Raw genomic sequence first — 21709 nt, 5'->3', positions numbered from 1 at the left:
TCTCGTAAAGGAAATTGTTTGGACAATTCACCAATGGAAAATTTCTTTAGTCTTTTGAAACAAGAAGTATATCATGGACAAGTTTTTCATAGCTACGAAGAACTAGAGAGAACAATCGTCACATTTATCGACTATTACAATCACAGAAGAATCAAACGGAAACTCGATTGGATGAGTCCAATCGACTATCGTAAAGAAATTCAGAACGCCGCTTAGGGTTAGAAGTTTCTTGCGGATAAAAGTAGAAAAAAAGAAGTGGATTTCTCCACTTCAAAAAAGTCTAATATTTGGGGGTCACTACAGGGAACATCTTCCCTACTGCTTTGCTTTTTTAGTTTCTACAATATTTAACGCGGGTCAGTAAAAGATATTTTTTGATGCTAAACTTGTTAGAATCCCGTTTCTTTACCAATGTTAGAGAATGCAGAACCCTTTTTTTGTTATTCTTCATTTGTTTGATCTTAATAAAGGACCTAAACAGCTGCTTCAATTTTGGAAGCCCTTCCCTTTTGTTGTTGAGGGTGTTTAATCATTAAAAGAATCATGGTTTGACAAATCTTGGTAGAACGCCTTTTCTCCGTTCATGTGAGATTCAGTATCAGATGGATAACCTACTAAATCACGATAAAACAGCTGCTTAGCGGTTTTTCGATAAGGCTCAATATACAAAGACAGAATCGCGATCACTGTTATCACAACTAAAAAGGCAAGCAGCATCATAATGAGCGTCAATAAGACTTCATTATCCGTTAAGAAAGACTGAATGCCAGCTCGGTTTAAAGACTGATAGACAAACAAAGCAAATATACCAAGAATCATAAGGTACCAAACCGCAAAAGAAAAATCTAGCCAAAAAAATTGAGCTTTTTTCCCATGCATAACTTCCTTGCTGGCACGAATGGCTTCTCTAATAGAAACATCGGGGTCGTCTTTTAATATATTTAAAGCTTGACTGTAGCTATAAGCCTTTATGATTCCTGGGATAATAAGCAGCAATGACCACAGACCAACCAAGACAGTTATCGCAATGTTTAATCCCACAACTTTTAACATGCGGTTTTTTTTCATTGCTTGAAATAACCCTTCTACTGTCAGTCTTTGACCGTCTACTAAATCTAACATGGACCAATCGTACCCTGTATAAAGGAGTACCGAAAAAGCCATCGATAATAGACCCAACAGAATGCTCATGAAGCTGTTTCCAACTGACATTATTGAACCAGGCCCTGTCATGTGGTGTTGCATCATAGCAACCCTATTCATCATTGCATTTCCTGTCAAACTTTGAAGTGCTTGACTGATCATCGTGGCTAACACACCTGCAATAATCAAATTTAAAATGGCTATTTTCCAGTTACTTTTTAAAATATGTTTTGCTTCTCGTCTTATTTCATCATTTCTCATTTGTTTGTTATTTCCCCTTTCTACTTGTCTTTTTTATTTAATGCTAAAATTAATGCAATAACCATTGAAACATACAATAGAACATATAGGAACATGATGATAAGTGCTGGTATATTCATTTTGTCACCTACTCTTTCAAAGGTTCATTTAGTTAAATGTATTTTCAACAAATGACTTTGTATACATTCCATCGTTCTTTTATTTAGTATAACAAAAAAGTTGTTCATGGGAGAATTAATAGAGCTTAATAAAGATGCAGATTATTTTTATAAAAAGTTATTTTTTTGTTTTCTTTTATTTTTCATCCTAAACGTTGGTTTTATCTGGTTTTCGCCTCTTGTTTTTATCCTAAAAATAATTTTTTCAATGTTTTTATAAAAACTGTATTGACTTTTTATTCATTCTTGCCTATAATTAATTTTGTTGTTAAGAAGATGTCTCAGTAGCTCAGCAGGATAGAGCATTCGCCTTCTAAGCGAACGGTCGGGAGTTCGAATCTCTCCTGAGACGTATTTTGTTTAAAGAATTTCTATAAGAGAGGTTCTTTTTTTCTTCTCTTTTTTAATTACTTTAACAAGGATAACCTTTTAACAAAGGGAATCCTTTTATTTTTAGGCCTGGTGGTGGAAAGGCAGACACGCTAGTTTCAGGTACTAGTGAGAGCAATCTCGTGTGGGTTCGAATCCCACTCAGGCCATAAAGGAACGGCAAGAGCAGATGAATGATGTACCTGGAAAATATGATTCGTTTCCTTCTCCTCTTCTACTTTATCAGCAGACGTATCTTCTCTACCTTTCTGAACATCTCCAAGATGTAGCTCAGCTTGGTAGAGCACTTCGTTCGGGACGAAGGGGTCGCAGGTTCAATTCCTGTCATCTTGATTTAAATGTATTAGTCGATAAAAAAACAGACTTCTTTATAAGAAGCCTGTTTTTTTGTTTTTTAGATAGGTTTTTGTTTACAATAAAACTAGAACGTTAACCTGAAAGGATGACTCAATGATGGAAATGCAAGAAGAAAACCGGCTACACTGCCCTATTTGCGGATTTGGATATCTTCATATTCTAGGAACGATACAACTCAAAGCGGACAAACAAACGGGAGAAGCCCTATTTAAGCTTGAAGAAAATATACTGCAATTTTCTTCTGGACACCTCACTTTACCTGATGAAAATCGTCATATTTTATTTAAATGTGAACAGGGAGATTATTTTATAAAAAGTTTTGATGGTAAAGATAATAAAGTATATGTTGATGAGAATCATTTGATGGATGAACTGACGCTTTATTTGAATAATATTTACAAAGATATCTTTTCTTCATCCTATGAAGTAGATGAAGCTCTTTTAAAGCACATTCAAACCTTCTTAGACACTCTTGGATAACTTCCCTTACGCTCTTTAAGAAACAGTCTGATATAACAGGTTCTTCCTCTTTTAACGTTGGTAAAGAAATTTCCTCCGGTCGATAGACTACTGATGGAAAGCCATGAGAACACATTGAGCCGAAAATCGCCTCTCAATGCTTGCAAGCTTCAAACTTAGTGTAACGGCTAAAGCCTAACACTAAGTGATTCACATTGCATCTTTTTTCATGGCTATCAGTAGCCCTATGCGCCTCCTGAAATTTCTAGAAATAGGTTTCTAACGAGCTTAGCATTAAAAAAATTGATTTTTTACAGACCAACGTTAAATATTGTAGAACCATATAACAGAAAACAAGCACCTTGTTCATACGAGGTGCTTGTTTTTATGCTTTCCATTAATATAATTTTAGGTAATGGTCTCTCTCCCACTGTGATACTTGTTGCCGGAAATTATCCCATTCAATCTTCTTCGCTTCTACAAAGTTGGCATAGATATGTTCCCCTAAACTCTCTATGATGACTTCATCTTTTGAAAGAGAAATGAGTGCTTCATTTAACGTCGAAGGCAATTCGCGAATGCCTTCTTGGTAACGTTCTTTTTTACCCATCACATAAATGTTTTGATCGATTGATTTAGGTGGTTCCAATTTGCGCTTAATACCGTCCAATCCAGCTCTTAAAAGAGCGGCGATTGCCATATAAGGGTTTGCTGTCGGATCTACACTTCTGACTTCTATTCGTGTCGACATTCCTCTTGCTTCAGGTATTCTAACAAGCGGTGTACGATTACAGCCGCTCCAAGCAATATATACGGGCGCTTCATAGCCAGGAACGAGACGCTTATAAGAATTAACTGTTGGATTGCAAATGGCCGTAAAAGCACTGGCGTGTTCAAGGATTCCTGCTACAAACCACTTTGCCGTCTCACTCAGTTCCATCTCTCCTTCTGGATCGAAAAAGGCATTTCCCTTTTCTGTAAATAAAGATAAATTACAGTGCATACCTGATCCAGCCACGCCAAATAAAGGTTTTGGCATAAATGTAGCATGTAAGCCATGTTTACGAGCCACTGTTTTCACGATCAACTCAAAAGTTTGGATATTGTCACATGCTGCAACAGCATCAGCGTATTTCCAATCGATTTCATGTTGTCCTGGAGCCGCTTCATGGTGGCTGGCTTCGATTTCAAAGCCTAGTTCTTCCAGTTGCAGCACGATATCGCGCCGACAATTTTCTCCTAAATCTGTGGGCGCCAAATCAAAGTAACCGCCGTGATCATTTAATTCCATCGTTGGCTCACCTTGTTCATCTAATTTAAACAAGAAAAATTCTGGTTCAGGACCAACATTAAAGGATGTAAACCCAAATGCTTCCATTTCTTTTAAAACTCTTTTTAAATTGCTTCGCGGATCTCCTGCAAATGGTGTTCCATCATAACGATACACATCACAGATCAAACGAGCGATCTTTCCGTCCTTGTTATCGATCTCCCATGGAAAAACCAGCCAACTGTCTAAGTCAGGGTACAAATACATATCGCTTTCCTCAATCCGAACAAATCCTTCAATAGAAGAACCATCGAACATCATTTTGTTGTCCAATACTTTTGTTAACTGACTGACCGGGACTTCTACGTTTTTGATAGTACCAAAAATATCGGTAAACATCAGACGTAAAAATCTTACATTTTCTTCTTTTGCTGCTTGTGAGATCTGTTCTCGTGTGTATGTTGCCATCCTTTTTTCTCCTTTTACTGGCCTATTCGTCTGAACAATGCGCTGTCTTAAACTGACTGGATGCATGTCTGCTTGTCAGAATGACCACTTTTTCAATCAACTGCTAATAGACAGCTTAACACTTCTAGCCATTGTTTTGTTTGCCAAAATCAAAATGTTTTACTGTCAATATACCAACTGTACCAATTTTTGTTTTTAAACTTAAAACCTTTTCTTTCATGAGGATCTTTCATTCGACCACTTTTTTAGAATAGCAATCTGAAAGGCTAAAGTCAATAAAATATTTCGTTTTTTTGATAACTTCTTGGTTGCCTATTGAAAGCATGTGAGCACTTAAATTCATTGTTTTCAAAATGAATGGCTATACCAATTGTTGAATGTATCTCATTTTAGTGATTTGATTCAGTGCATCTTTAGGTAAACAAAAAACCATTCTGCCTCTACTCATAGAAGCAAAATGGTTTATCTCTTTTTATTTTATAATATTTTAAAATATCTATCTTTTTCCCATACAGAAACTTCTTGGCTGTATTCTGCCCATTCTCTTTTTTTAACACTTAAAAAACTATTATAAATATGGCTGCCTAGTCCTGATTGAACGATCTCGTCTTCTTCTAAATATTTAAGCGCATTGTGTAATGTTGAAGGCAAGTCTAATACACCTTTTTCATCCCGTTCTTTACGCGACATTTCAAAAATATTATGATTGATCGGTTCAGGATTTTCACGGTGATGTTCAATTCCGTCTAGACCAGATTTAATCAAAACAGCTAAAGCCAGATAAGGATTGGCACTAGGATCTACACTTCTCAGTTCAATACGGGTTGATAAACCTCTAGAACTTGGTATACGAACCAATGGAGAACGATTTTTAGCGCTCCATGCAATATAAACAGGTGCTTCATAGCCAGGGATCAGACGTTTATAGGAATTAACAACAGGATTGCAAACAGCTGTATAAGCTTTAGCATGCTTCAATATTCCAGCCATGAAGCGATAAGCTGTTTCGCTTAAACCAATCTTATCCTGTTCATCATAAAAAGCATTGCCGTTTTCATTAAACAATGACATATTGAAATGCATACCTGAACCGCATTCTCCTGTAAGTGGTTTAGGCATAAAAGTAGCATGTAACCCATGTTTGCGGGCGATTGTTTTTACCACAAGCTTAAACGTTTGAATGTTATCGCAAGCTTCGACGGCATTAGCATATTTCCAGTCGATCTCATGTTGACCAGGTGCATTTTCATGATGGCTAGCTTCGATTTCAAAACCCATTTCCTCTAATTGTAAGACGATATCACGACGGCAATTTTCGCCTAAGTCAGTGGGGGCTAAATCAAAGTATCCACCATGGTCATTTAAATACTCTGAAGGCTGGCCGTTTTTGTCTAATTTAAATAAGAAAAATTCTGGTTCGGGTCCAAGATTGAAATCAGTAAAGCCCATTTTTTCCATTTCTTTTAAGACTCGTTTTAAGTTGGAACGCGGGTCGCCTGCAAACGGCGTCCCATCAGGGTTATAGATATCACAAATCAATCGAGCGACTTTCCCTTGTTCCATTTCCCATGGAAACACGAGCCAGGTCGCAAAGTCAGGCCGCAATTGCATATCGCTTTCTTCGATTCGGACAAAACCGTCGATAGATGAACCATCAAACATCATTTTATTGTCCAATACTTTTGTTAACTGACTGATCGGAACTTCAACATTCTTCACAATACCTTCAATGTCCGTAAACATTAAACGTAAAAAACGAACATCATGTTCTGCTGCGCTGTCTATGATTTCTTGCCTTGTATAATTTTTCATGCTGATTAAAAAAAATCTCCTTCATGTTCTTTTTTATTCACATAACCTTTCTTACGATACCATGAAAAAAGCCCTTTGTCATGGCAAAGGGCTTTTTGTAACCTATTTTTTTATCACTTTTTAAAATAAAACATCAAAATCAGAAATATAAATCTGCGACAGCAGCTGTTACAGCTAATTTGACATGTTCATAAGTCAATCCGCCTTGGACATATAACGTATAAGGCGGACGGATAGGACCATCGGCAGTAAGTTCGATACTAGATCCTTGAATAAACGTTCCTGCAGCCATGATGACATCATCTTCGTATCCAGGCATATAAGCCGCTACAGGCATGACGTGCGCGTTGACAGGCGAATATTTTTGGATCGTTTGTGCAAATTTGACCATCTTGTCTTCGTCATTTAAGGAAATCGTTTGAATAAGGTCCGTACGTTCATCATTCCAAGCAGGAGAAGATTCTACTCCGCATGATTCTAATAATGCAGCTGTATAAACAGCACCTTTTAAAGCTTCTCCAACTGTGTGAGGAGCCATGAAAAAGCCTTGATACATCTCTGGCAAACTAGATAAAGAGGCTCCTGCTTCTTTCCCGATGCCAGGTGAAGTTAAACGGTAGCCGCAAGCTTCTACCAAGTCTTTTTTCCCAACGATATAGCCACCTGTTTTAGCTAACCCGCCACCTGGATTTTTAATGAGAGAGCCAGCCATTAAATCAGCACCTATTTCAATCGGTTCTTTTTCTTCAACAAATTCTCCATAACAGTTATCTACAAAAATGATCAATTCTGGATTGATTTCTTTTACAAAGCGAATCATTTCTTCAATTTGTGCAATCGTGAAAGAAGGTCTAGTTGCATAGCCTCTTGAGCGTTGGATCGCAACGACTTTCGTTCGAAGAGTTATTTGTTTTTTGATTTCTTCATAGTCTGGCTTACCATTATCTAATAACGGAACATAATCAAATCCCATTTGGTATTCTTTAAAAGAACCAATTCCGTTTCCAGTAACGCCCACGACTTCCAATAAAGTGTCGTATGGTTCGCCAGTGATGTAAAGAAGATCATCACCTGGACGCATGACACCAAATAAAGCTGTTGTAATGGCATGTGTTCCAGAAATAATTTGAGGACGAACAAGGCCTGATTCGGCTTTGAATACATCTGCGTAAACTTCTTCTAATGTATCTCTGCCAAAGTCATCATAGCCATATCCTGTTGAAGGATTGAAGTTCTGTTCAGTTACTCTTTTTTTGCGAAAACTATCCAGTACTTTTTTTTGGTTCACTAGTGCAGTTTCGTGGATCTTTTCTTGATTAGCTTGGATTTTTTCTTCTACTTGTTCAATTTTTTCTCTTAATTCAGGTGTGTATTGACTGTACCAACTCATGATTCTTTATTCTCTCCAATCCATTTTGACTGTGCCGGAGCATAGCCTTTGACAATATAACGATTTTGCTCTTCATCATAGGTTTGTGCTTCTACGATCGTTTTTCTCTTTAACTGTACGAGTTGATCTCCTTCATGCGGCAAGAGTGCCAACTGATACGGCTGCAAAATTTCTTTCATTTGTTCAATGATTTTATCTTGAAGCTTTTCAATATCTTCTGCATTTTTTGCTGAAATCAAAATACTTGGAAAAACATCTGGGAAAAAATCGCTCTGTACGAGGTCTTTTTTATTATACACGGTTAAAAGAGGGATTTTGTCCATCCCTAGTTCTTTTAATAATTGCAGCACTGTTTTTTCATGTTCTTCCATATTTTCAGCAGCAGCATCGACCACGTGTAGCAGTAAATCAACTTCCCTTGTTTCTTCCAAAGTAGAATGGAATGCTTCGATCAACTGGGTCGGCAGGTCTTGAATAAATCCAACTGTATCCGTTAAAGTCACTTCCATACCAGTTGGAAGTTCCATTTGCCGCGTCAACGGATCAAGTGTGGCAAACAATAAATTTTCTTCAAACGTTTCTGCTTCTGTCAAAGCATTCAGTAATGTTGATTTACCAGCATTTGTATACCCAATCAAACCAATCTGGAAAATTTGGCTTTCTTTTCGTTGTTTTCTCGTTAAAGCACGATGTTGTTCTGTTTTTGCTAATTCTTTTCGAATAGCATTGATTTGGTTCCGAATGTGCCGACGATCTGTTTCCAGCTTTGTTTCCCCTGGTCCTCTTGTTCCGATCCCGCCTCCCAGACGAGATAAATTGATTCCTTGTCCGGCTAATCTCGGCAATAGATATTGCAACTGTGCTAATTCTACTTGCAGCTTTCCTTCTTTACTTTGAGCACGCATAGCAAAGATATCTAAGATCAACTGAATACGATCGATGACTTTTGTATCCAGCTGTTCCTGAATATTCATTGTTTGACCAGGTGTGAGTGCATGGTTAAACACCACTGTATCTGCACCTGTTTCCTCTACTAAATGCAGCAACTCTACCAATTTACCTTTCCCAAGATAAGTGCGGGCATCTGGATGATCTCTTTTTTGTGTGACTGTTCCTACAACTTCACCTTTTGCTGTTTCTGTTAACTGCTCCATTTCATTAAGAGAGTACCAAAATGTAGCATCTTTTTCAGTTGTTTGAACGCCGACGATAATCACACGTTCTTTTTGCTTACGCTGTTCACTTGTTTCCATTTTTTCACCAGCTTTCTTTTTTATTTTTATTCAAGCTGTTATCCTCTTCAAAATGTATGATCATTTAAGTTGGATCAGCTGAAGGATCTAAGAAATCTTTTATTTCTTCAAATATCAATTCTTTGTTATTCGGGTATTCAATCAGGTTAAACCAATCGACGTCGCTCAGACGATTTTTGAACCAAGTCAACTGGCGTTTTGCATATCTGCGCGAATGAAGTTGAATCATCTCTAGAACAACTGCTTTTGAGCACATCCCTTCAAAATAAGGAAACCATTCTTTATACCCGATTCCTTTCGATGATTGTGTATCTGTCAAACCAAGTTTGAACAACTTTTTTGCTTCTTTTTCCAAGCCGTTGTTCATCATTTGTTCAACCCGCAAATCAATCCGTTCGTATAGTAAATCTCGGGTTGTGTTTAAACCGATGATTTTGGCATCATAAAGTTGTTCTTTTTTTTCTCGCTCATTTTGGAATACAGAAAAAAGCTGACCCGTTACATGATGAACTTCCATGGCGCGGATCACACGTCTGCGATTATTGTAATGGATTTTTTCAGCAGCTGCTGGGTCTAAACGGTTTAGTTCTTCCCAGAGATATACATTGCCTTTTTCATCTGCTTCTTTTTCTTTTTCTAAACGAAAAGCTTCATCCGTTTTTCCTGTCCCGCCATGACTAACATCATATAGTAAAGATTCAATATATAACCCTGTCCCGCCGACAATAATGGGCAGTTTCCCTCGAGCAGTGATTTCTTTGATCAATAAGCGCGCTTTTTTTTGAAAGTCTGATACAGAATAACTTTCATCAGGATTGATTTCATTGATCAAATGGTGCGGCACACCAGCTTGCTCCTTAAGTGAAGCTTTAGCTGTTCCAATATCCAATCCTTTATAGATCTGCATCGAATCTCCGCTGATGACTTCTCCATCAAAGTGTTTCGCCAATTCGATACTCAAACTTGTTTTGCCTACTGCTGTCGGTCCAACGATCACGACTATTTTTTCTTTCATTTTTTGCTCCTTTATCTATCTGGTTGCCACTTTTTTCGACGTTTCAAAGCAAGTTCTGGATAATCTGTGATCAAACCAGACATGGCCTGTTCAAAACAGTAATCCATTTGACTCAAACTATTGATAGTCCAAGGGCGCATAGATTGATGAGGATAAGTTTTTAGACCTACCCGCTTCAACCAATTTATCTTAGGATGCCACATGCAAATCGTATACTTTTCCCCGATCTTTTTTTGAGCACCTTTCGATTTTTCAAATAATAGAGCGATTTCTGCTTCATAATCTCGTTCTTTCATACGAATCAGTGAATCATAATTGAAGCTGGAGTAAACAACTTGAAAAAGCCATTTGTGCTGCTTCATGATCTGAATGACTTTCTCTTCAATACCCGGATAAGGCTCATGATCTGTTTTGAGTTCAATGTTCAGCAGACCTTTAAAATCCTCTTTCACCAGCAAATCCAACACTTCTTGAAAGCTTGGGATCTTTTCATCTTTAAAAGCTGGCGAAAAGGAACTGCCAGCGTCTAACTGTTTGATCTCGTAAAGCGTCATGTCCTTCACTTTACCTTTCCCGTTGGTTGTACGATTCACTGACTCGTCATGAATCACGACTAGCTGTTGGTCTTTTGTTAAATGAAGATCCAATTCGATCCCGTCGCTCTCAACACGCAAAGCTTCTTGGAAGGCTGCTAAAGTATTCTCAGGATGCGTTCCTTTACTTCCTCTGTGTGCGATCACTTTCGTTTGTTGCATGATTCCCCTCCGTAACTGTTCTAACTGTTTCATTATAACATAAAACAGTTTACAGATTATACTGATTGTATTTAAGTGTTTTGTCTAACAAAAAAGCAAGGACGAAAGCATTTTTCAAAAAAAAAAAAATAGTCCCTCTTTCGTTAGTTAGTTTTAATAAATGCATAGAAAAACGGTTCTACCATATTTAATGTTGGACAGTAAAAAAACACTTTTTTTTAATGCTAAATCCGTTAAAACCTATTTCTAGAAATTTCAGTAGCCTTTCGACCGGAGGAAATTTCTTACCGACGTTAGAAGAGGAACAACTAGAAAAACGCACTCCCGCTAATGAACAAATAGTTCAATAGTTTTGGGAATGCGTTTTTTTGAGAGTCCTTTTGTTTCTGCCTCTTTTTTTAGCGTGCTTTTCGCTTGATTTTTCCTGTCCAGTCATTGTAGCCGCCTTTTAATATGTAAATATTCTCATAGCCGGCATTCCGCAGTTTTAGAGCTGCACGTGCGCTTAATGCTTGTTTTTGATCATAAAGATACACTGGTTGATCTTTTCTGATTTCGCCCATTCGCTGTTTTAATGCAGTGTATGGCAAGCTCCGTGCTCCTAGAATATGTCCAGCATTATATTCGTCTTTTTCACGAACATCAATCAGTTGGACTTTCCGCAGATTTTTACTGAATTCTTCTTGAGTCAATACTTTAGCTGCTCGTCTGCGTCGGAAATACTGTATGAGTTCATAGATCCCCCAAATAATAATGATGACCCACAATACCCAGTTAATGATTGTTGTTGTATTCAAAATCTATTACTCTCCTTTCATCACGTCTTACACTTCTTCATTTTACACAAGAAAACCGTGATTGACTACCAAGAATTTTAAAGGCATCTAAAGAATCAGATAGGAAAAAGTCTTTTTCTACTTTATGTGCCTTATTATGCTTGTAAATCTTCCGGTATCTCGATCAAATCATGTATTTTTCCTGTTTGATTATCAATCAAATATTCAAATCGCCAGCCATAAAGGCAGTATTTACCATTTTCAGATATTTGTATGGGTGCATTTTCAGGTACATCTGTTACAGGTATGACTTTTTGTTGATCAAAATCCAAGTAACCAAAAACAAATTCTCCACTCTCTTTCTCAAGTTCAGCAGACTCTTTTGCAATAATGCCGTAAACAGGTGTATCTCTGCCAGCTTGTGTCAAGTAGGGAAAGTTGATGCGTTCGTTCATCGTAACTTTAGGAATAGTCATAAATCCTTTGTCTACCATAAAAGGATATTGGTAAGTCAATAAAAGTTCTTTTTCGTTAAAATCAGAAGGAGTATAGGTTATAAAAGTGTCTTCATGTAAGAAAAAGTCTGAGACCTCACTATTGATGAGCATGACATCGTTTGAACGCACATCTCCCATATAAAGTTGTCCCGATTCTAGTAAAAAATCATCTTTATTATCAACGTATAAATAAAGGTTTTCTGAATACCAAGAAGGATAAAGTGAAGAAGCACTTAATTCTTCAGCTTTATTTTCTTTTGTATCCCAGTTTAAAAGTGTCAATTCTTCGGCAGTGTGATAATAAGCAATGAAGAGCTGCGAAGTGTCATCTTTATTCCAATTCAAAGAAACATATCCATTAGCCTTGATCGGCAGTTCTTGAAGTTTATTTCCTTCCGTATCGATCAATACCATCTTTGAGCTTGTATCTGCTACTTCTTGAAAAACGATTTCTTGCTCTTTTTGAGAAACAGCAGTCGTTAAGATATAAGCATCTGTTGAAAAAAGGTCTTTTGTTTTGCCTGTTAATACATTAAAAGAACTTAGACGATCTCCTTCTTCTGACCCAGAATGAATCAAAACTTCATCATTCGATAACCAGCCGGAAACTTTGCGAAAGTTTGAATAAGGGATAGCGGTTTTTTCGATTTTAACAGGCTTTTTATCTATTTTGTTTTGCTTAGATGGCTGTTGGCTATGACAGCCGCTTAAAAACAAGGCAACAACCAAAATTAAAGCTACCCAATTTATGTGGATTGTTTTTTTCATTTTATCACCCTATTTTTATTCTCGTCTTCCTTGTTTCCTGAGGCCCTTTTATTCATTATAGCACAGCTTTTCGTTTTCTCCTTTTTTAAAGCCCTAACCTTCCAGCTTTACACGCATCAAAAGACGGAAAAACTTGGTTCTGCAATATTTAACGTTGGTCTGTAAAATATCATTTTTTATTGCTAAGCTCATTAGAATCCTATTTATAGAAATTTCAGTAGCCCATCGATTGGAGAAAATTTCTTTACTAACGTTAAAAGATTAAAAAACAAAAACTAAAAAAAAGCCGAGACATCTGCATGCTCGACTTTTTTTGGTTTATATTGATGATTATTGAAGCAAAAAAATGCCTATTCTGTTACAATTTCTGATCTTACCAAAGAACCTGCTCCGATCACACCAGCATCATTACCCAATTCTGCCAAACGCAGCTTAGTCTCTTTGCGAATCGTTGGGAAAGTGAATTGTTCAAAATAAGGTTGAACGGATTCCAGTAAGATCTCTCCAGCTTTTGAAACGCCTCCGCCTAACACGATCGTTGAAGGATTTAGAATGTTTGCTAAGTGTGAGCAGGCAAGACCCAAGTAATAAGCTACTTTTTCTACGACCATCACAGCTAGATCATCTTGTTCTTTTGCTAGATCATAAACATCTTTAGCTGTGATCAACTGTCCATCATCGATCATATACTTCAATGTTGAATCGCCAGCATAACATTCAGCGTAATCTCTAGCTAAATGAACAACGCCTGTTGCACTAGCTACTGTCTCCAAGCACCCATGCTTGCCGCAGGTACATTGATAGCCTTCAGGTTCAACTGTGATATGGCCAATCTCACCGGCAGCACCGTTATGGCCATGTACCAATTTATGTTCCACAATGATTCCGCCGCCGACACCGGTTCCTAAGGTCAAAAACACAACATTCGGATCACTTTCGCCGGCACCTTTCCAAGCTTCTCCAAGAGCAGCCACATTTGCATCATTGTCTAATGTAAATGGAATATGTGTGCCTTCTTCAATTTGCTGTCTGACTGGCTGCAGTGTCCGCCAATTTAAATTATAGGCACCAATCACGGTTCCCTCTTTCATATCAACTGTTCCAGGAGAACCCATACCGATTCCAATAAAGTCATCAGGCGTCATTTCGTATTTTGCTAAATGTTCATTGATCGATTCAATGATTGAAGGAACGATTTTTGTTCCTTCTTCTGTGATATCTGTTATGATGCTCCATTTTTGTTGAATATCACCTTCTTCATTTAAAATAGCCATCTTAACAGTTGTTCCACCTAAATCGATTCCAATAATTTTTTTTGACATTTGACTTCCTCCAAATCTGCTAAAAAGTATGATTGTTTTCTCTTTTTTCTTCTTTTTGATGTTCTTGCTTCAAAACGTTCAACGCTGTTAAGTACGTTTTTCGGTCAATTAATTCGTTGCGGTAGATTTTTTTCAATTCATCCATCATCAATTCAATATCCCATAGTCTTTTTCCGACATATACAAATATCCCAAAACGTTTTAACAATTGTTGTACATCATAAACGGATCTCACTTCAAACATCCTCACCTTTAAAATAATCTAGTGGTACGCATATAGCCAATGATAAAGAATAGAATGACCATAGCTGCAAAAAGCAAGCCAAATTGAATGCGCTGCTTTTTCCAACGTGGCAAAGGATCTTTAACACTAATAGCTGTTGCGATTAAATAACCGCCTGCGAGTCCGCCGATATGCCCTGCTAGGTCGATCGAACTAGAAAAGAAGCCAAAAACAAGGTTTATTAAAATTAATGTACCAAAGCTTTTAGCCATCTGTTGAACTGCTGGGTTACCTGTATATACTTTCCCTAAATACAAGGCAACGCCAAAAAGGCCAAATAAAGCCGTACTAGCTCCAGCAGAGATAGATTGATTAAAAGCAAAGCTGGCCAAATTTCCAGATAGTGCACTCATTAAGTAAATCAGTGCAAAGCGCCACGCTCCCAGCAAACTTTCGAGCTGAGCTCCAAGGTAATACAAAATTACTGAATTCATCAACAAATGCATCCACCCGATATGCAGAAATACCGGTGTTATCAAACGCCACCATTCACCTTCTACGATCAAAGGATTAAATTTGGCTCCATACTGAATCAATGTATAAATATTCGTACTACCGCCATCGAGTGTCATTAAAAGAAACATCAATAGTTGGATCGCAAAAAAGGTATAGGTAGCGATCGGTTTGCGAAAAAAACGTCTCACTTTAAACTTCAACTGGGTTTGCTTGATCATATTTTCACACCCATCTATTATTATATCAGAAACAATTTACATTTCTATGCCTGTTTATTTTTTTACATTATACCATAACAACGATTTGAAAAAAGGGTCAAATCAGCTATCTTTATTTCTTTAAGAGAACTTTAGAAGTAAAAGAGCCTTTTGTTTTTCAATTGCTGACTACCCATTATTAACGGTTAAAGCGAAAAATCTGATCAGCTGTGATCAAAAAGTCTAACGGCACATCAAACGGTTCCGGATTTGGCAATGCGATCAGTTGTTTTTCTAACACAAGAGAAACCGTTACGCCATCATAGTCTTTTAGAAAACGATCATAGTAACCGCCGCCGAATCCTACTCTAAATCCATCTGTAGAGAAAGCTAAACCAGGAACAATGATGAGTTCGATCTCTTTTTTAGACAGCGCAGTTAACGTTCTTGCTGGTTCAAGAATACCAAAAGATGTTCTTTCCAGCTGCATGTCTTTTGAATAAGGAACGACATCCATGATGCCTCCAGCCTTTGCCCTCGGTAAGGCTACCGTTTTTCCTTCTTCCCAAGCTTTTTCAATAATTTTATTCGTGTCGAATTCGAAGTCTTGTGCCATGACCACTGCAATTGTTTTTGCATTTTTCCACATTTTTGTCTTGAATAAGGTATGCATGATCTTTTCTTCTTCACGTTGTTTCTCTTTTTTAGGGTAGCTTTTGAGCAATTGAATCATATCAGTTCGAATCTTTTGTTTATTCAAATGAGCAGCCTCCTTCTTCTATCTATTTGTTTTAGAAATTCTTTATTGAAAAAGACAGCAATCGAAAACAATGCTTTATAGCTTTGATAGTTCACATGAATTGGCACGATGGGTCTTAAATGATGTAGCATTGCACACAAAAACTCGAGAAAAAAGAAGCAAGAGCCGAGACTTTTTGATCTCAGTTCTTGCTTCTTAAACGTCTCTTTTTAATGGATCATCCATTATTTTGTTTCACGGTGAACTGTAACGCGACGTTCACGTGGGCAGTATTTGCTTAATTCAATACGGTCCGGATTGTTACGTTTGTTTTTCTCGCTGATGTAGTTACGTTCTTTACATTCTGTGCATTCCAAAGTAATGTTTACGCGCATGTTTATCCCTCCAAGCTTTAAACAAAATTGAAGACAAAAGCACTCATCTTCCGACTTGACTATAATATCATCTTTTCAGCAAATATTCCAGTACTTTTTAGTGAACTGTAAAGATTTTTTACTTTACATCACCGCTCAATAAAGGTCTTTCTAGCTGAACAGCAAAAGTTTCGTAAGGCGATAGTTTTAGATCTTGCAGGTCATAGTTTTCTTTCTCGCTGTTGCTGATCAAAGGAACAAGAGACGTCGGATGGTCTGACAACGCAATATCAGTTGTTTCCTCACTAAAGTTAGCAACGACGAGCCATGTTTCACCTTGATAAGATCTTGTATAGGCGAAAATCGTTGGATGATCTTCAAGCAGCAATTGGTAATCGCCATGAACAATGAGCGGGTTATTTTTTCGCATCTGAATGAGCTGTTGGTAACAATAAAAAATAGAATGAGTATCCTCTAAAGCTTGGGCAGCATTGATCGCATCATAATTTTCATTTACTTCTAGCCAAGGTTGTCCAGAAGTGAAACCAGCTTGCTCAGAAGTATCCCACTGCATCAATGTGCGTGCATTGTCTCTTCCTTTCGTGTTGATAGAACGAAAGATCTCTTCTTTTGAGTATCCTGCTTCTAATCTTTCGTGATACATATTAATGCTTTCGATATCGTCTAACTGCGAAAGATCGTTCACCTTGATATTTGTCATACCAATTTCTTCTCCCTGGTAAATATAAGGTGTTCCTTGCATCAAGTGTAAAAGGATAGCAAACATTTTTGCACTTTTCACTCGGTACTCTTGTTCATTTCCCCAACGAGACACGATTCGAGGTTGATCATGATTGTTCCAAAACAAACTATTCCAGCCTTCATCTTTTAACGCACTTTGCCAAATGGACAATACTTTCTTTAAATCTGTTAAGTTTAAAGGTTTCAAATCCCATTTTGATTTACCTATCTGTTGATCAAGAACCATATGTTCAAATTGAAAAACCATTGACAGTTCATTACGGTCTTCACTTGAGAAAAGTTTTGCTTCTTCAGGCGTGACAGAATTGGTTTCTCCAACTGTCATCACATCATGCTGTCCAAAAGTATGTTTATTCATTTCTTGTAAATATTCATGAAGTCTTGGTCCATTTGCTGTAACTTTTTCATCAGGCACCTTGCCGATCAGTTCGATCACGTCCATGCGGAAACCGCCGACTCCTTTGTCTAACCAGAAATTCATCATTTCATAGATGTCTTGACGCATCTTCTCATTTTCCCAATTCAAATCAGGTTGTTTTTTACTGAATAAGTGCAAATAATATTGCTCTAGTTGAGGATCAAATGTCCAAGCAGACCCACTAAAAACTGAAGTCAAATCATTTGGCACATCTCCCTCTACCGGATCACGCCAAACATAATAATCATGATAAGGGTTTTCCTTGCCTTTCTTAGCCTCGATAAACCACGGATGCTCATCACTAGTATGGTTAACGACCAAATCCATGACAATTTTGATTTTCCGTTTTTTGGCTTCGTTGATCAGTTGCTCCATATCTTCCATCGTTCCAAATTCAGGCTGGATCTCATAGTAGTTGCTGATATCATAGCCATTGTCATCATTGGGAGACTGATAAACAGGGCTGAGCCATATGACATCAATGCCAAGTTTTTCTAAATAATCTAGACGCTGAATGATGCCTTGCAAATCTCCAACGCCATCCCCGTTACTATCTTGAAAACTTCTTGGATAAATTTGATATACAACAGCTTGTTTCCACCAATTGCTTTTCATCCTATCGCTCCTCTTGCAAATTTCTAAATCACCAGTTTTTATTCTAACATACTTCTTTTAGAATGAAAGCTTTTTCAAAAAGCAATATGAATCTGACGAAAATAAAGGCGATTTTGAATTTAGTTTATTTATAGCATTCTCTTTCACTACAATCTGTGGTAAAATTTTTGTTGGTAATTTAAACAGAAAGCGTATTTTTACCATTGATGTTTTATTTGGACGTCAAAAATAAAAAAATAAAGAGGTGAACGACAAAATGAATAGTTGGATCATTGCCATTATATTACTGATTATCGCCATCGCTTTGATCGTATGGTCTTTCTTTAAAAAAGACAGCGGAGAAAAAATCCAAGAAGAATTTGAAGAGCTTTCGCTCCAATTACTTCAGGATATTTATCATTTAAAAGAACGTGTGAGTATATTGGAAAGCGAATTAAATATACCTTCACAGGATCTGCCGGCAACCGATACGATTCATGAAGTGATCAAAAAACATGTGATTCATTTATACACACAAGATGTATCTACAGAAGATATTGCCAACCAAACGCGCTTAATGGAAGAAACTGTTAAGCAAATCATTGATGAATATGTCATTGCATCATCTAAATAAAAAAGGAGTTCATTAAATGAGTAAACCAGCATTACGGTACTTATCTCTTGGTTTCCTTCTTTCTGCCGTTATTCTTTTAGGGTTCAGCTTTTTCAATGAACCAGCTGCTGACAAAGGAAAAACTTCGGGTTCACAAGAATTAAGCAAAGACGAGCAGTCTTACAAATCAATGTATGAATCTTTGCTAGCTGAGACGGAAGAGGAAAAGCTTGACAAGGAAAAAACAGATTCTGCTGAAAGCAAAGATGCCGAACAAGAAAGCACAAAAGAAGCAGATAAAGAAACATCGTCTGAAAAGGAAATCATTAAAGGAACTGTTGTCATCAATAAAGGAGATCCAAGCAGTACAGCAGTCAAACAGCTTGTTGAATTAGGCATTATCGAACAACCTTCAGATTTCAATGATTTCTTAGAAGAAAAAAATTATACTTCTTCTATTCGTCCTGGTTCTCATCCAGTTGACAGTAAGATGAGTTTTGAAGAAATCGCACAATCACTTATGAAGGAAGAATAAAGGAAACGATATTTTAAATGGGGATAGAACGAAGAACGTTTCTTTTCAGCAATCTACCTCAGAAATAATAGGTTCTACATTAAAAAAATTGATCTGTAAAATATCAATTTTTTTAATGCTAAATTCATTAGTATTCTATTTTTAGAAATTTCAGGAGGCACATAGGGCTACTGATAGCCATGAAAAAAGATGCAATGTGAATCACTTAGTATTAGGCTTTAGCCGTTACACTAAGTTTAAAGCTTGCAAACATTGAGACGCGATTTTCGGCTCAATGTGTTCTCATGGCTTTCCATCAGTAGCTCATCGACCATAGGAAATTTCTTTACCAACGTTAAAAGAAGAAACAAACAATAAAGACAACTAAAAAAGGCAGAAGGCATTGAGCATTAAACTCGATACCTTCTGCCTTTTTAGTTTATCGTTGTTTATTCTGCAACCTCTACTTCTTCATCTTTGTGTTCGTTTTGCAGATCATCTGCTTTATTAGCATATGCTCCAACTTGGAAATAAGCATCTAAAACTTTTTTTGCAGCAATCTGACTTTGATAATTAGAATTGTTTGTCGGCAAGTAAGGAACTGCAACAGCAATGGCAATTTCAGGATCATCATATGGTGCATAACCAACATAGGTTTTGTTGATTGTTTGGGTTCCATTATTCGGATCACCTTGAGAGCCATAGTAACTAGATTGGGCAGTACCTGTTTTACCTGCAGAAACATAAGATGTTCCACCTAATCTTTTATGTCCTGTTCCTTGGCTGCCATTGACCACTTGGTAAAAGCCTTTTTGGACTCGATCTATATACTTTTGATCAACGTTAACAGTATTCAATAAGGTTGGCTCAATTTGAGACTCTACTTTTCCAAGTTCTCCATCTTTGCCTGTAGACCATATCTCATCAACTAAGTGCAAGCCCATTCGTTTACCGTTATTCGCAATCGTCGATACATATTGAGCTAATTGCATCGTTGTATACGTATCATACTGTCCGAAAGCAAAATACATGAATTTATTTGGATCGACACCAGGAAGACCGGTACTTTCACTTGGCAAGTCAATACCTGTTGAAGCACCTAAACCAAATTGGGCAAAATACTGTCTCAAGCGGGTCAATACAGGATCAGCATCTACTTTTACAGCTTCATTACGGGTATAGTTGTATTTCCCACCCATTCTTAAGGCCAATTTTGACATATAAACGTTAGAAGAACGTTCTAAAGCTGTAATATCCGTCAATGGTATTCTATTTCCGGGAACTCTATTAAAAACGGAATTGATCTCAGGTGTACCTAAGAATTTCAACGGTTCATCGACGATCACATTATTATCAAGGGTTAAAGCACCATCCATATAAGCAGATAAAACGGTAGCTCCTTTGACAGTAGAACCCATTTCAAAAGCTTTTGTCGCAGTAGCCAAAGTAGCATCTTCAACTTTTCCTGTTTTTGGATTGTACTCTTGTCCAGTCATCGCTAAGACAGCTCCTGTTTTCGGATTTGTCGCTACGATATAAATGCCTCGATTCAATCCTTGACGATCTTTCAATGCTTCGCGTGCGATTTCTTCAACTGTTCTTTGAAAGTCCATATCAATGGTTAATACAAGGTTGTCTCCTTTGTCTCCTGCATATTTTTCAATCGTATTGATCACGTCACCATTGCTATTTGTTTCTGTTTCAGATTTTGACTTGGATCCTGCCAAAACTGTTTCATATTGTTTTTCGATTTGACTCTTTCCAACACGGTCATTACGCGCATAACCATTTGCCAAAAATGCAGCAGCTTGACTGGCAGGAATCCCTTCTTTTTCTGTAGTCACACTTCCTAAGATACTGCTGAGCATCGAACCTTGCGGATAAGAACGGACCCAATCTGTTCCAGTATCTACACCTGGCAACGAACTTAAGTTTTCACTAACTTTTGCGATTTCAGCATCTGTGACATTGTCATTTTTGATATTGATCGTCGTTAAGGCATAAGCGCCATTCATTTTAGAAAAAATCGCAGCAGCTTCCTTTTCTTCTTTGGAAAAATCAGCAACATCTTCGTCTGTGACTTTAGCGATCTGTGCTTGATAAAACTCGCCGCCTGTTAGTTTCTTTTCTTCTTCAGACATCCGTTGGTCTGTGACCTTGTCTTGATTTAAAACAAGCCAGAAGTCTTTTAAATCTCGCGTTTTAATGTCATAGTCTTTTTTGCTTTCCAATTGTGTAACATTAGGCATTTCAATATAGTTGGCTAAGTTCAAAGCGATATGTGCCATATCTTCAGAAGAAACACCAGAGCCTCTTGTATAAGTAATTGTTTGGATTGCTTCGTTTCCAACTAGTTTTCGATGACTAGCATCATAAATCTCGCCCCGAGGAACGCTTCCAGTAGCGAGTGTCGTTTCTGTTCTTTGTACTTCAGCTTCATATTCTTCCCCACTGACGATTTGAAGATAGGCTAGTCGAAGGATGAGCAAAGCAAAGCAAGCAAACGCGCCAAAAAATAACAAATTCAATCTAAAAGGAATATGAGACTTACTTTTCCTGTCTCTGTGATGTCTACTATTTGATTTCAACTTTATCTAACACCTCTCTGGTCAAATCAACTTTGTACATTGTAACAGATTTTAAATGGATAAACCATATACGATAG

Annotated in this window: 20 protein-coding genes and 3 tRNA genes; 7 read left to right on the top strand and 16 right to left on the bottom strand. The window is 37.3% G+C overall.

All coding sequences use genetic code 11. The features are described 5' to 3' along the window. A partial coding sequence (locus BM057_RS06975) for an IS3 family transposase (protein WP_143074489.1) occupies window positions 1–216 on the top strand: 216 nt, incomplete at its 5' end. Window positions 217–525: 309 nt separating this feature from the next. On the opposite strand, the gene BM057_RS06970 is transcribed toward BM057_RS06975, so the two are convergent. Further along, window positions 526–1404 (bottom strand): DUF975 family protein, encoded by an 879-nt coding sequence (locus tag BM057_RS06970; RefSeq protein ID WP_092092449.1) that lies wholly within the window; start codon window positions 1402–1404, stop codon window positions 526–528. A gap of 436 nt (window positions 1405–1840) precedes the next feature. Here BM057_RS06970 and BM057_RS06965 point away from each other — a divergent pair. The 4 genes from BM057_RS06965 to BM057_RS06950 all read left to right on the top strand — a co-directional run bounded on the left by BM057_RS06965 (window position 1841) and on the right by BM057_RS06950 (window position 2789). Continuing rightward, a tRNA-Arg gene (locus BM057_RS06965) sits at window positions 1841–1914 on the top strand. Between the two features lie 104 nt (window positions 1915–2018). Further along, window positions 2019–2101, top strand: a tRNA-Leu gene (locus tag BM057_RS06960). 110 nt (window positions 2102–2211) lie between these two features. After that, a tRNA-Pro gene (locus tag BM057_RS06955) sits at window positions 2212–2285 on the top strand. Window positions 2286–2405: 120 nt separating this feature from the next. Continuing rightward, on the top strand, window positions 2406–2789 hold the full coding sequence (locus tag BM057_RS06950; protein WP_047393386.1) for a hypothetical protein: 384 nt from the start codon (window positions 2406–2408) through the stop codon (window positions 2787–2789). A 376-nt stretch (window positions 2790–3165) separates the two neighbouring features. Here the strand turns inward: BM057_RS06950 and glnA (BM057_RS06945) are convergent, their stop codons facing one another. The 14 genes from glnA (BM057_RS06945) to BM057_RS06880 all read right to left on the bottom strand — a co-directional run bounded on the left by glnA (BM057_RS06945) (window position 3166) and on the right by BM057_RS06880 (window position 17938). Continuing rightward, on the bottom strand, window positions 3166–4506 hold the full coding sequence (gene glnA / locus BM057_RS06945) for a type I glutamate--ammonia ligase (RefSeq protein ID WP_047393382.1): 1341 nt from the start codon (window positions 4504–4506) through the stop codon (window positions 3166–3168). 477 nt (window positions 4507–4983) lie between these two features. Further along, window positions 4984–6318 carry a type I glutamate--ammonia ligase gene (gene glnA, locus BM057_RS06940; protein WP_047393379.1) on the bottom strand — a complete coding sequence of 445 codons (1335 nt, stop codon included), beginning with the start codon at window positions 6316–6318 and terminating at the stop codon, window positions 4984–4986. 139 nt (window positions 6319–6457) lie between these two features. Further along, window positions 6458–7708 (bottom strand): methionine gamma-lyase family protein, encoded by a 1251-nt coding sequence (locus tag BM057_RS06935; protein WP_092092446.1) that lies wholly within the window; start codon window positions 7706–7708, stop codon window positions 6458–6460. Beyond that, window positions 7705–8961: a GTPase HflX gene (gene hflX, locus BM057_RS06930; protein WP_092092444.1), complete on the bottom strand. Its 1257-nt coding sequence runs from the start codon at window positions 8959–8961 to the stop codon at window positions 7705–7707. The genes BM057_RS06935 and hflX overlap by 4 nt, the downstream gene beginning before the upstream one ends. A 64-nt stretch (window positions 8962–9025) precedes the next feature. Next, window positions 9026–9976, bottom strand: a complete 951-nt coding sequence (gene miaA / locus BM057_RS06925; protein ID WP_092092442.1) for a tRNA (adenosine(37)-N6)-dimethylallyltransferase MiaA — start codon at window positions 9974–9976, stop codon at window positions 9026–9028. A gap of 11 nt (window positions 9977–9987) precedes the next feature. Further along, window positions 9988–10731, bottom strand: coding sequence for a glycerophosphodiester phosphodiesterase (locus BM057_RS06920; protein ID WP_092092440.1), 744 nt, complete (start codon window positions 10729–10731; stop codon window positions 9988–9990). Between the two features lie 398 nt (window positions 10732–11129). Beyond that, on the bottom strand, window positions 11130–11528 hold the full coding sequence (locus BM057_RS06915; RefSeq protein WP_092092438.1) for a rhodanese-like domain-containing protein: 399 nt from the start codon (window positions 11526–11528) through the stop codon (window positions 11130–11132). A 134-nt stretch (window positions 11529–11662) separates the two neighbouring features. Further along, window positions 11663–12772 carry a YqgU-like beta propeller domain-containing protein gene (locus BM057_RS06910; RefSeq protein ID WP_092092436.1) on the bottom strand — a complete coding sequence of 370 codons (1110 nt, stop codon included), beginning with the start codon at window positions 12770–12772 and terminating at the stop codon, window positions 11663–11665. A 350-nt stretch (window positions 12773–13122) separates the two neighbouring features. Further along, entirely contained in the window at window positions 13123–14094 is a 972-nt protein-coding gene (locus BM057_RS06905) for an ROK family glucokinase (protein ID WP_092092434.1), read from the bottom strand. Between the two features lie 19 nt (window positions 14095–14113). Continuing rightward, complete coding sequence (locus BM057_RS06900) at window positions 14114–14329, bottom strand: YqgQ family protein (RefSeq protein ID WP_092092455.1); 216 nt, start codon at window positions 14327–14329, stop codon at window positions 14114–14116. 17 nt (window positions 14330–14346) lie between these two features. Beyond that, window positions 14347–15051: a rhomboid family intramembrane serine protease gene (locus BM057_RS06895; protein ID WP_092092432.1), complete on the bottom strand. Its 705-nt coding sequence runs from the start codon at window positions 15049–15051 to the stop codon at window positions 14347–14349. A gap of 178 nt (window positions 15052–15229) precedes the next feature. Further along, window positions 15230–15790: a 5-formyltetrahydrofolate cyclo-ligase gene (locus BM057_RS06890; protein WP_092092430.1), complete on the bottom strand. Its 561-nt coding sequence runs from the start codon at window positions 15788–15790 to the stop codon at window positions 15230–15232. A 224-nt stretch (window positions 15791–16014) separates the two neighbouring features. Beyond that, window positions 16015–16164, bottom strand: coding sequence for a 50S ribosomal protein L33 (gene rpmG / locus BM057_RS06885; protein ID WP_092092428.1), 150 nt, complete (start codon window positions 16162–16164; stop codon window positions 16015–16017). 118 nt (window positions 16165–16282) lie between these two features. Continuing rightward, the gene (locus BM057_RS06880) at window positions 16283–17938 is read right to left on the bottom strand and encodes a glycoside hydrolase family 13 protein (protein ID WP_092092426.1); all 1656 of its coding nucleotides are present in this window, start codon (window positions 17936–17938) and stop codon (window positions 16283–16285) included. A 256-nt stretch (window positions 17939–18194) separates the two neighbouring features. Here BM057_RS06880 and BM057_RS06875 point away from each other — a divergent pair, with 256 nt between their 5' ends. Both BM057_RS06875 and BM057_RS06870 read left to right on the top strand, forming a co-directional pair. Continuing rightward, complete coding sequence (locus BM057_RS06875; protein ID WP_047393347.1) at window positions 18195–18551, top strand: hypothetical protein; 357 nt, start codon at window positions 18195–18197, stop codon at window positions 18549–18551. A gap of 16 nt (window positions 18552–18567) precedes the next feature. Then, window positions 18568–19065, top strand: coding sequence for a hypothetical protein (locus tag BM057_RS06870; protein ID WP_047393346.1), 498 nt, complete (start codon window positions 18568–18570; stop codon window positions 19063–19065). A gap of 428 nt (window positions 19066–19493) precedes the next feature. On the opposite strand, the gene BM057_RS06865 is transcribed toward BM057_RS06870, so the two are convergent. Continuing rightward, window positions 19494–21632 carry a peptidoglycan D,D-transpeptidase FtsI family protein gene (locus BM057_RS06865; RefSeq protein ID WP_047393343.1) on the bottom strand — a complete coding sequence of 713 codons (2139 nt, stop codon included), beginning with the start codon at window positions 21630–21632 and terminating at the stop codon, window positions 19494–19496. Window positions 21633–21709 lie beyond the last annotated feature (77 nt).

Source organism: Pisciglobus halotolerans (genome assembly GCF_900113675.1).
GTDB lineage: Bacteria > Bacillota > Bacilli > Lactobacillales > Carnobacteriaceae > Pisciglobus > Pisciglobus halotolerans.
The sequence above is the reverse complement of the archived record's forward strand: the minus strand, read 5'-3'. Positions and strand labels throughout refer to the sequence as shown.

What these genes read in the sequence shown, in the direction of transcription:
- glnA (WP_047393379.1), bottom strand. Translation starts at nt 6,318, where the DNA reads ATGAAAAATTATACAAGGCAAGAAATCATAGACAGCGCAGCAGAACAT.
- BM057_RS06880 (WP_092092426.1), bottom strand. Translation starts at nt 17,938, where the DNA reads ATGAAAAGCAATTGGTGGAAACAAGCTGTTGTATATCAAATTTATCCA.
- BM057_RS06910 (WP_092092436.1), bottom strand. Translation starts at nt 12,772, where the DNA reads ATGAAAAAAACAATCCACATAAATTGGGTAGCTTTAATTTTGGTTGTT.
- BM057_RS06895 (WP_092092432.1), bottom strand. Translation starts at nt 15,051, where the DNA reads ATGATCAAGCAAACCCAGTTGAAGTTTAAAGTGAGACGTTTTTTTCGC.
- miaA (WP_092092442.1), bottom strand. Translation starts at nt 9,976, where the DNA reads ATGAAAGAAAAAATAGTCGTGATCGTTGGACCGACAGCAGTAGGCAAA.
- BM057_RS06870 (WP_047393346.1), top strand. Translation starts at nt 18,568, where the DNA reads ATGAGTAAACCAGCATTACGGTACTTATCTCTTGGTTTCCTTCTTTCT.
- rpmG (WP_092092428.1), bottom strand. Translation starts at nt 16,164, where the DNA reads ATGCGCGTAAACATTACTTTGGAATGCACAGAATGTAAAGAACGTAAC.
- BM057_RS06950 (WP_047393386.1), top strand. Translation starts at nt 2,406, where the DNA reads ATGGAAATGCAAGAAGAAAACCGGCTACACTGCCCTATTTGCGGATTT.
- BM057_RS06935 (WP_092092446.1), bottom strand. Translation starts at nt 7,708, where the DNA reads ATGAGTTGGTACAGTCAATACACACCTGAATTAAGAGAAAAAATTGAA.
- BM057_RS06875 (WP_047393347.1), top strand. Translation starts at nt 18,195, where the DNA reads ATGAATAGTTGGATCATTGCCATTATATTACTGATTATCGCCATCGCT.
- glnA (WP_047393382.1), bottom strand. Translation starts at nt 4,506, where the DNA reads ATGGCAACATACACACGAGAACAGATCTCACAAGCAGCAAAAGAAGAA.
- BM057_RS06970 (WP_092092449.1), bottom strand. Translation starts at nt 1,404, where the DNA reads ATGAGAAATGATGAAATAAGACGAGAAGCAAAACATATTTTAAAAAGT.
- hflX (WP_092092444.1), bottom strand. Translation starts at nt 8,961, where the DNA reads ATGGAAACAAGTGAACAGCGTAAGCAAAAAGAACGTGTGATTATCGTC.
- BM057_RS06905 (WP_092092434.1), bottom strand. Translation starts at nt 14,094, where the DNA reads ATGTCAAAAAAAATTATTGGAATCGATTTAGGTGGAACAACTGTTAAG.
- BM057_RS06920 (WP_092092440.1), bottom strand. Translation starts at nt 10,731, where the DNA reads ATGCAACAAACGAAAGTGATCGCACACAGAGGAAGTAAAGGAACGCAT.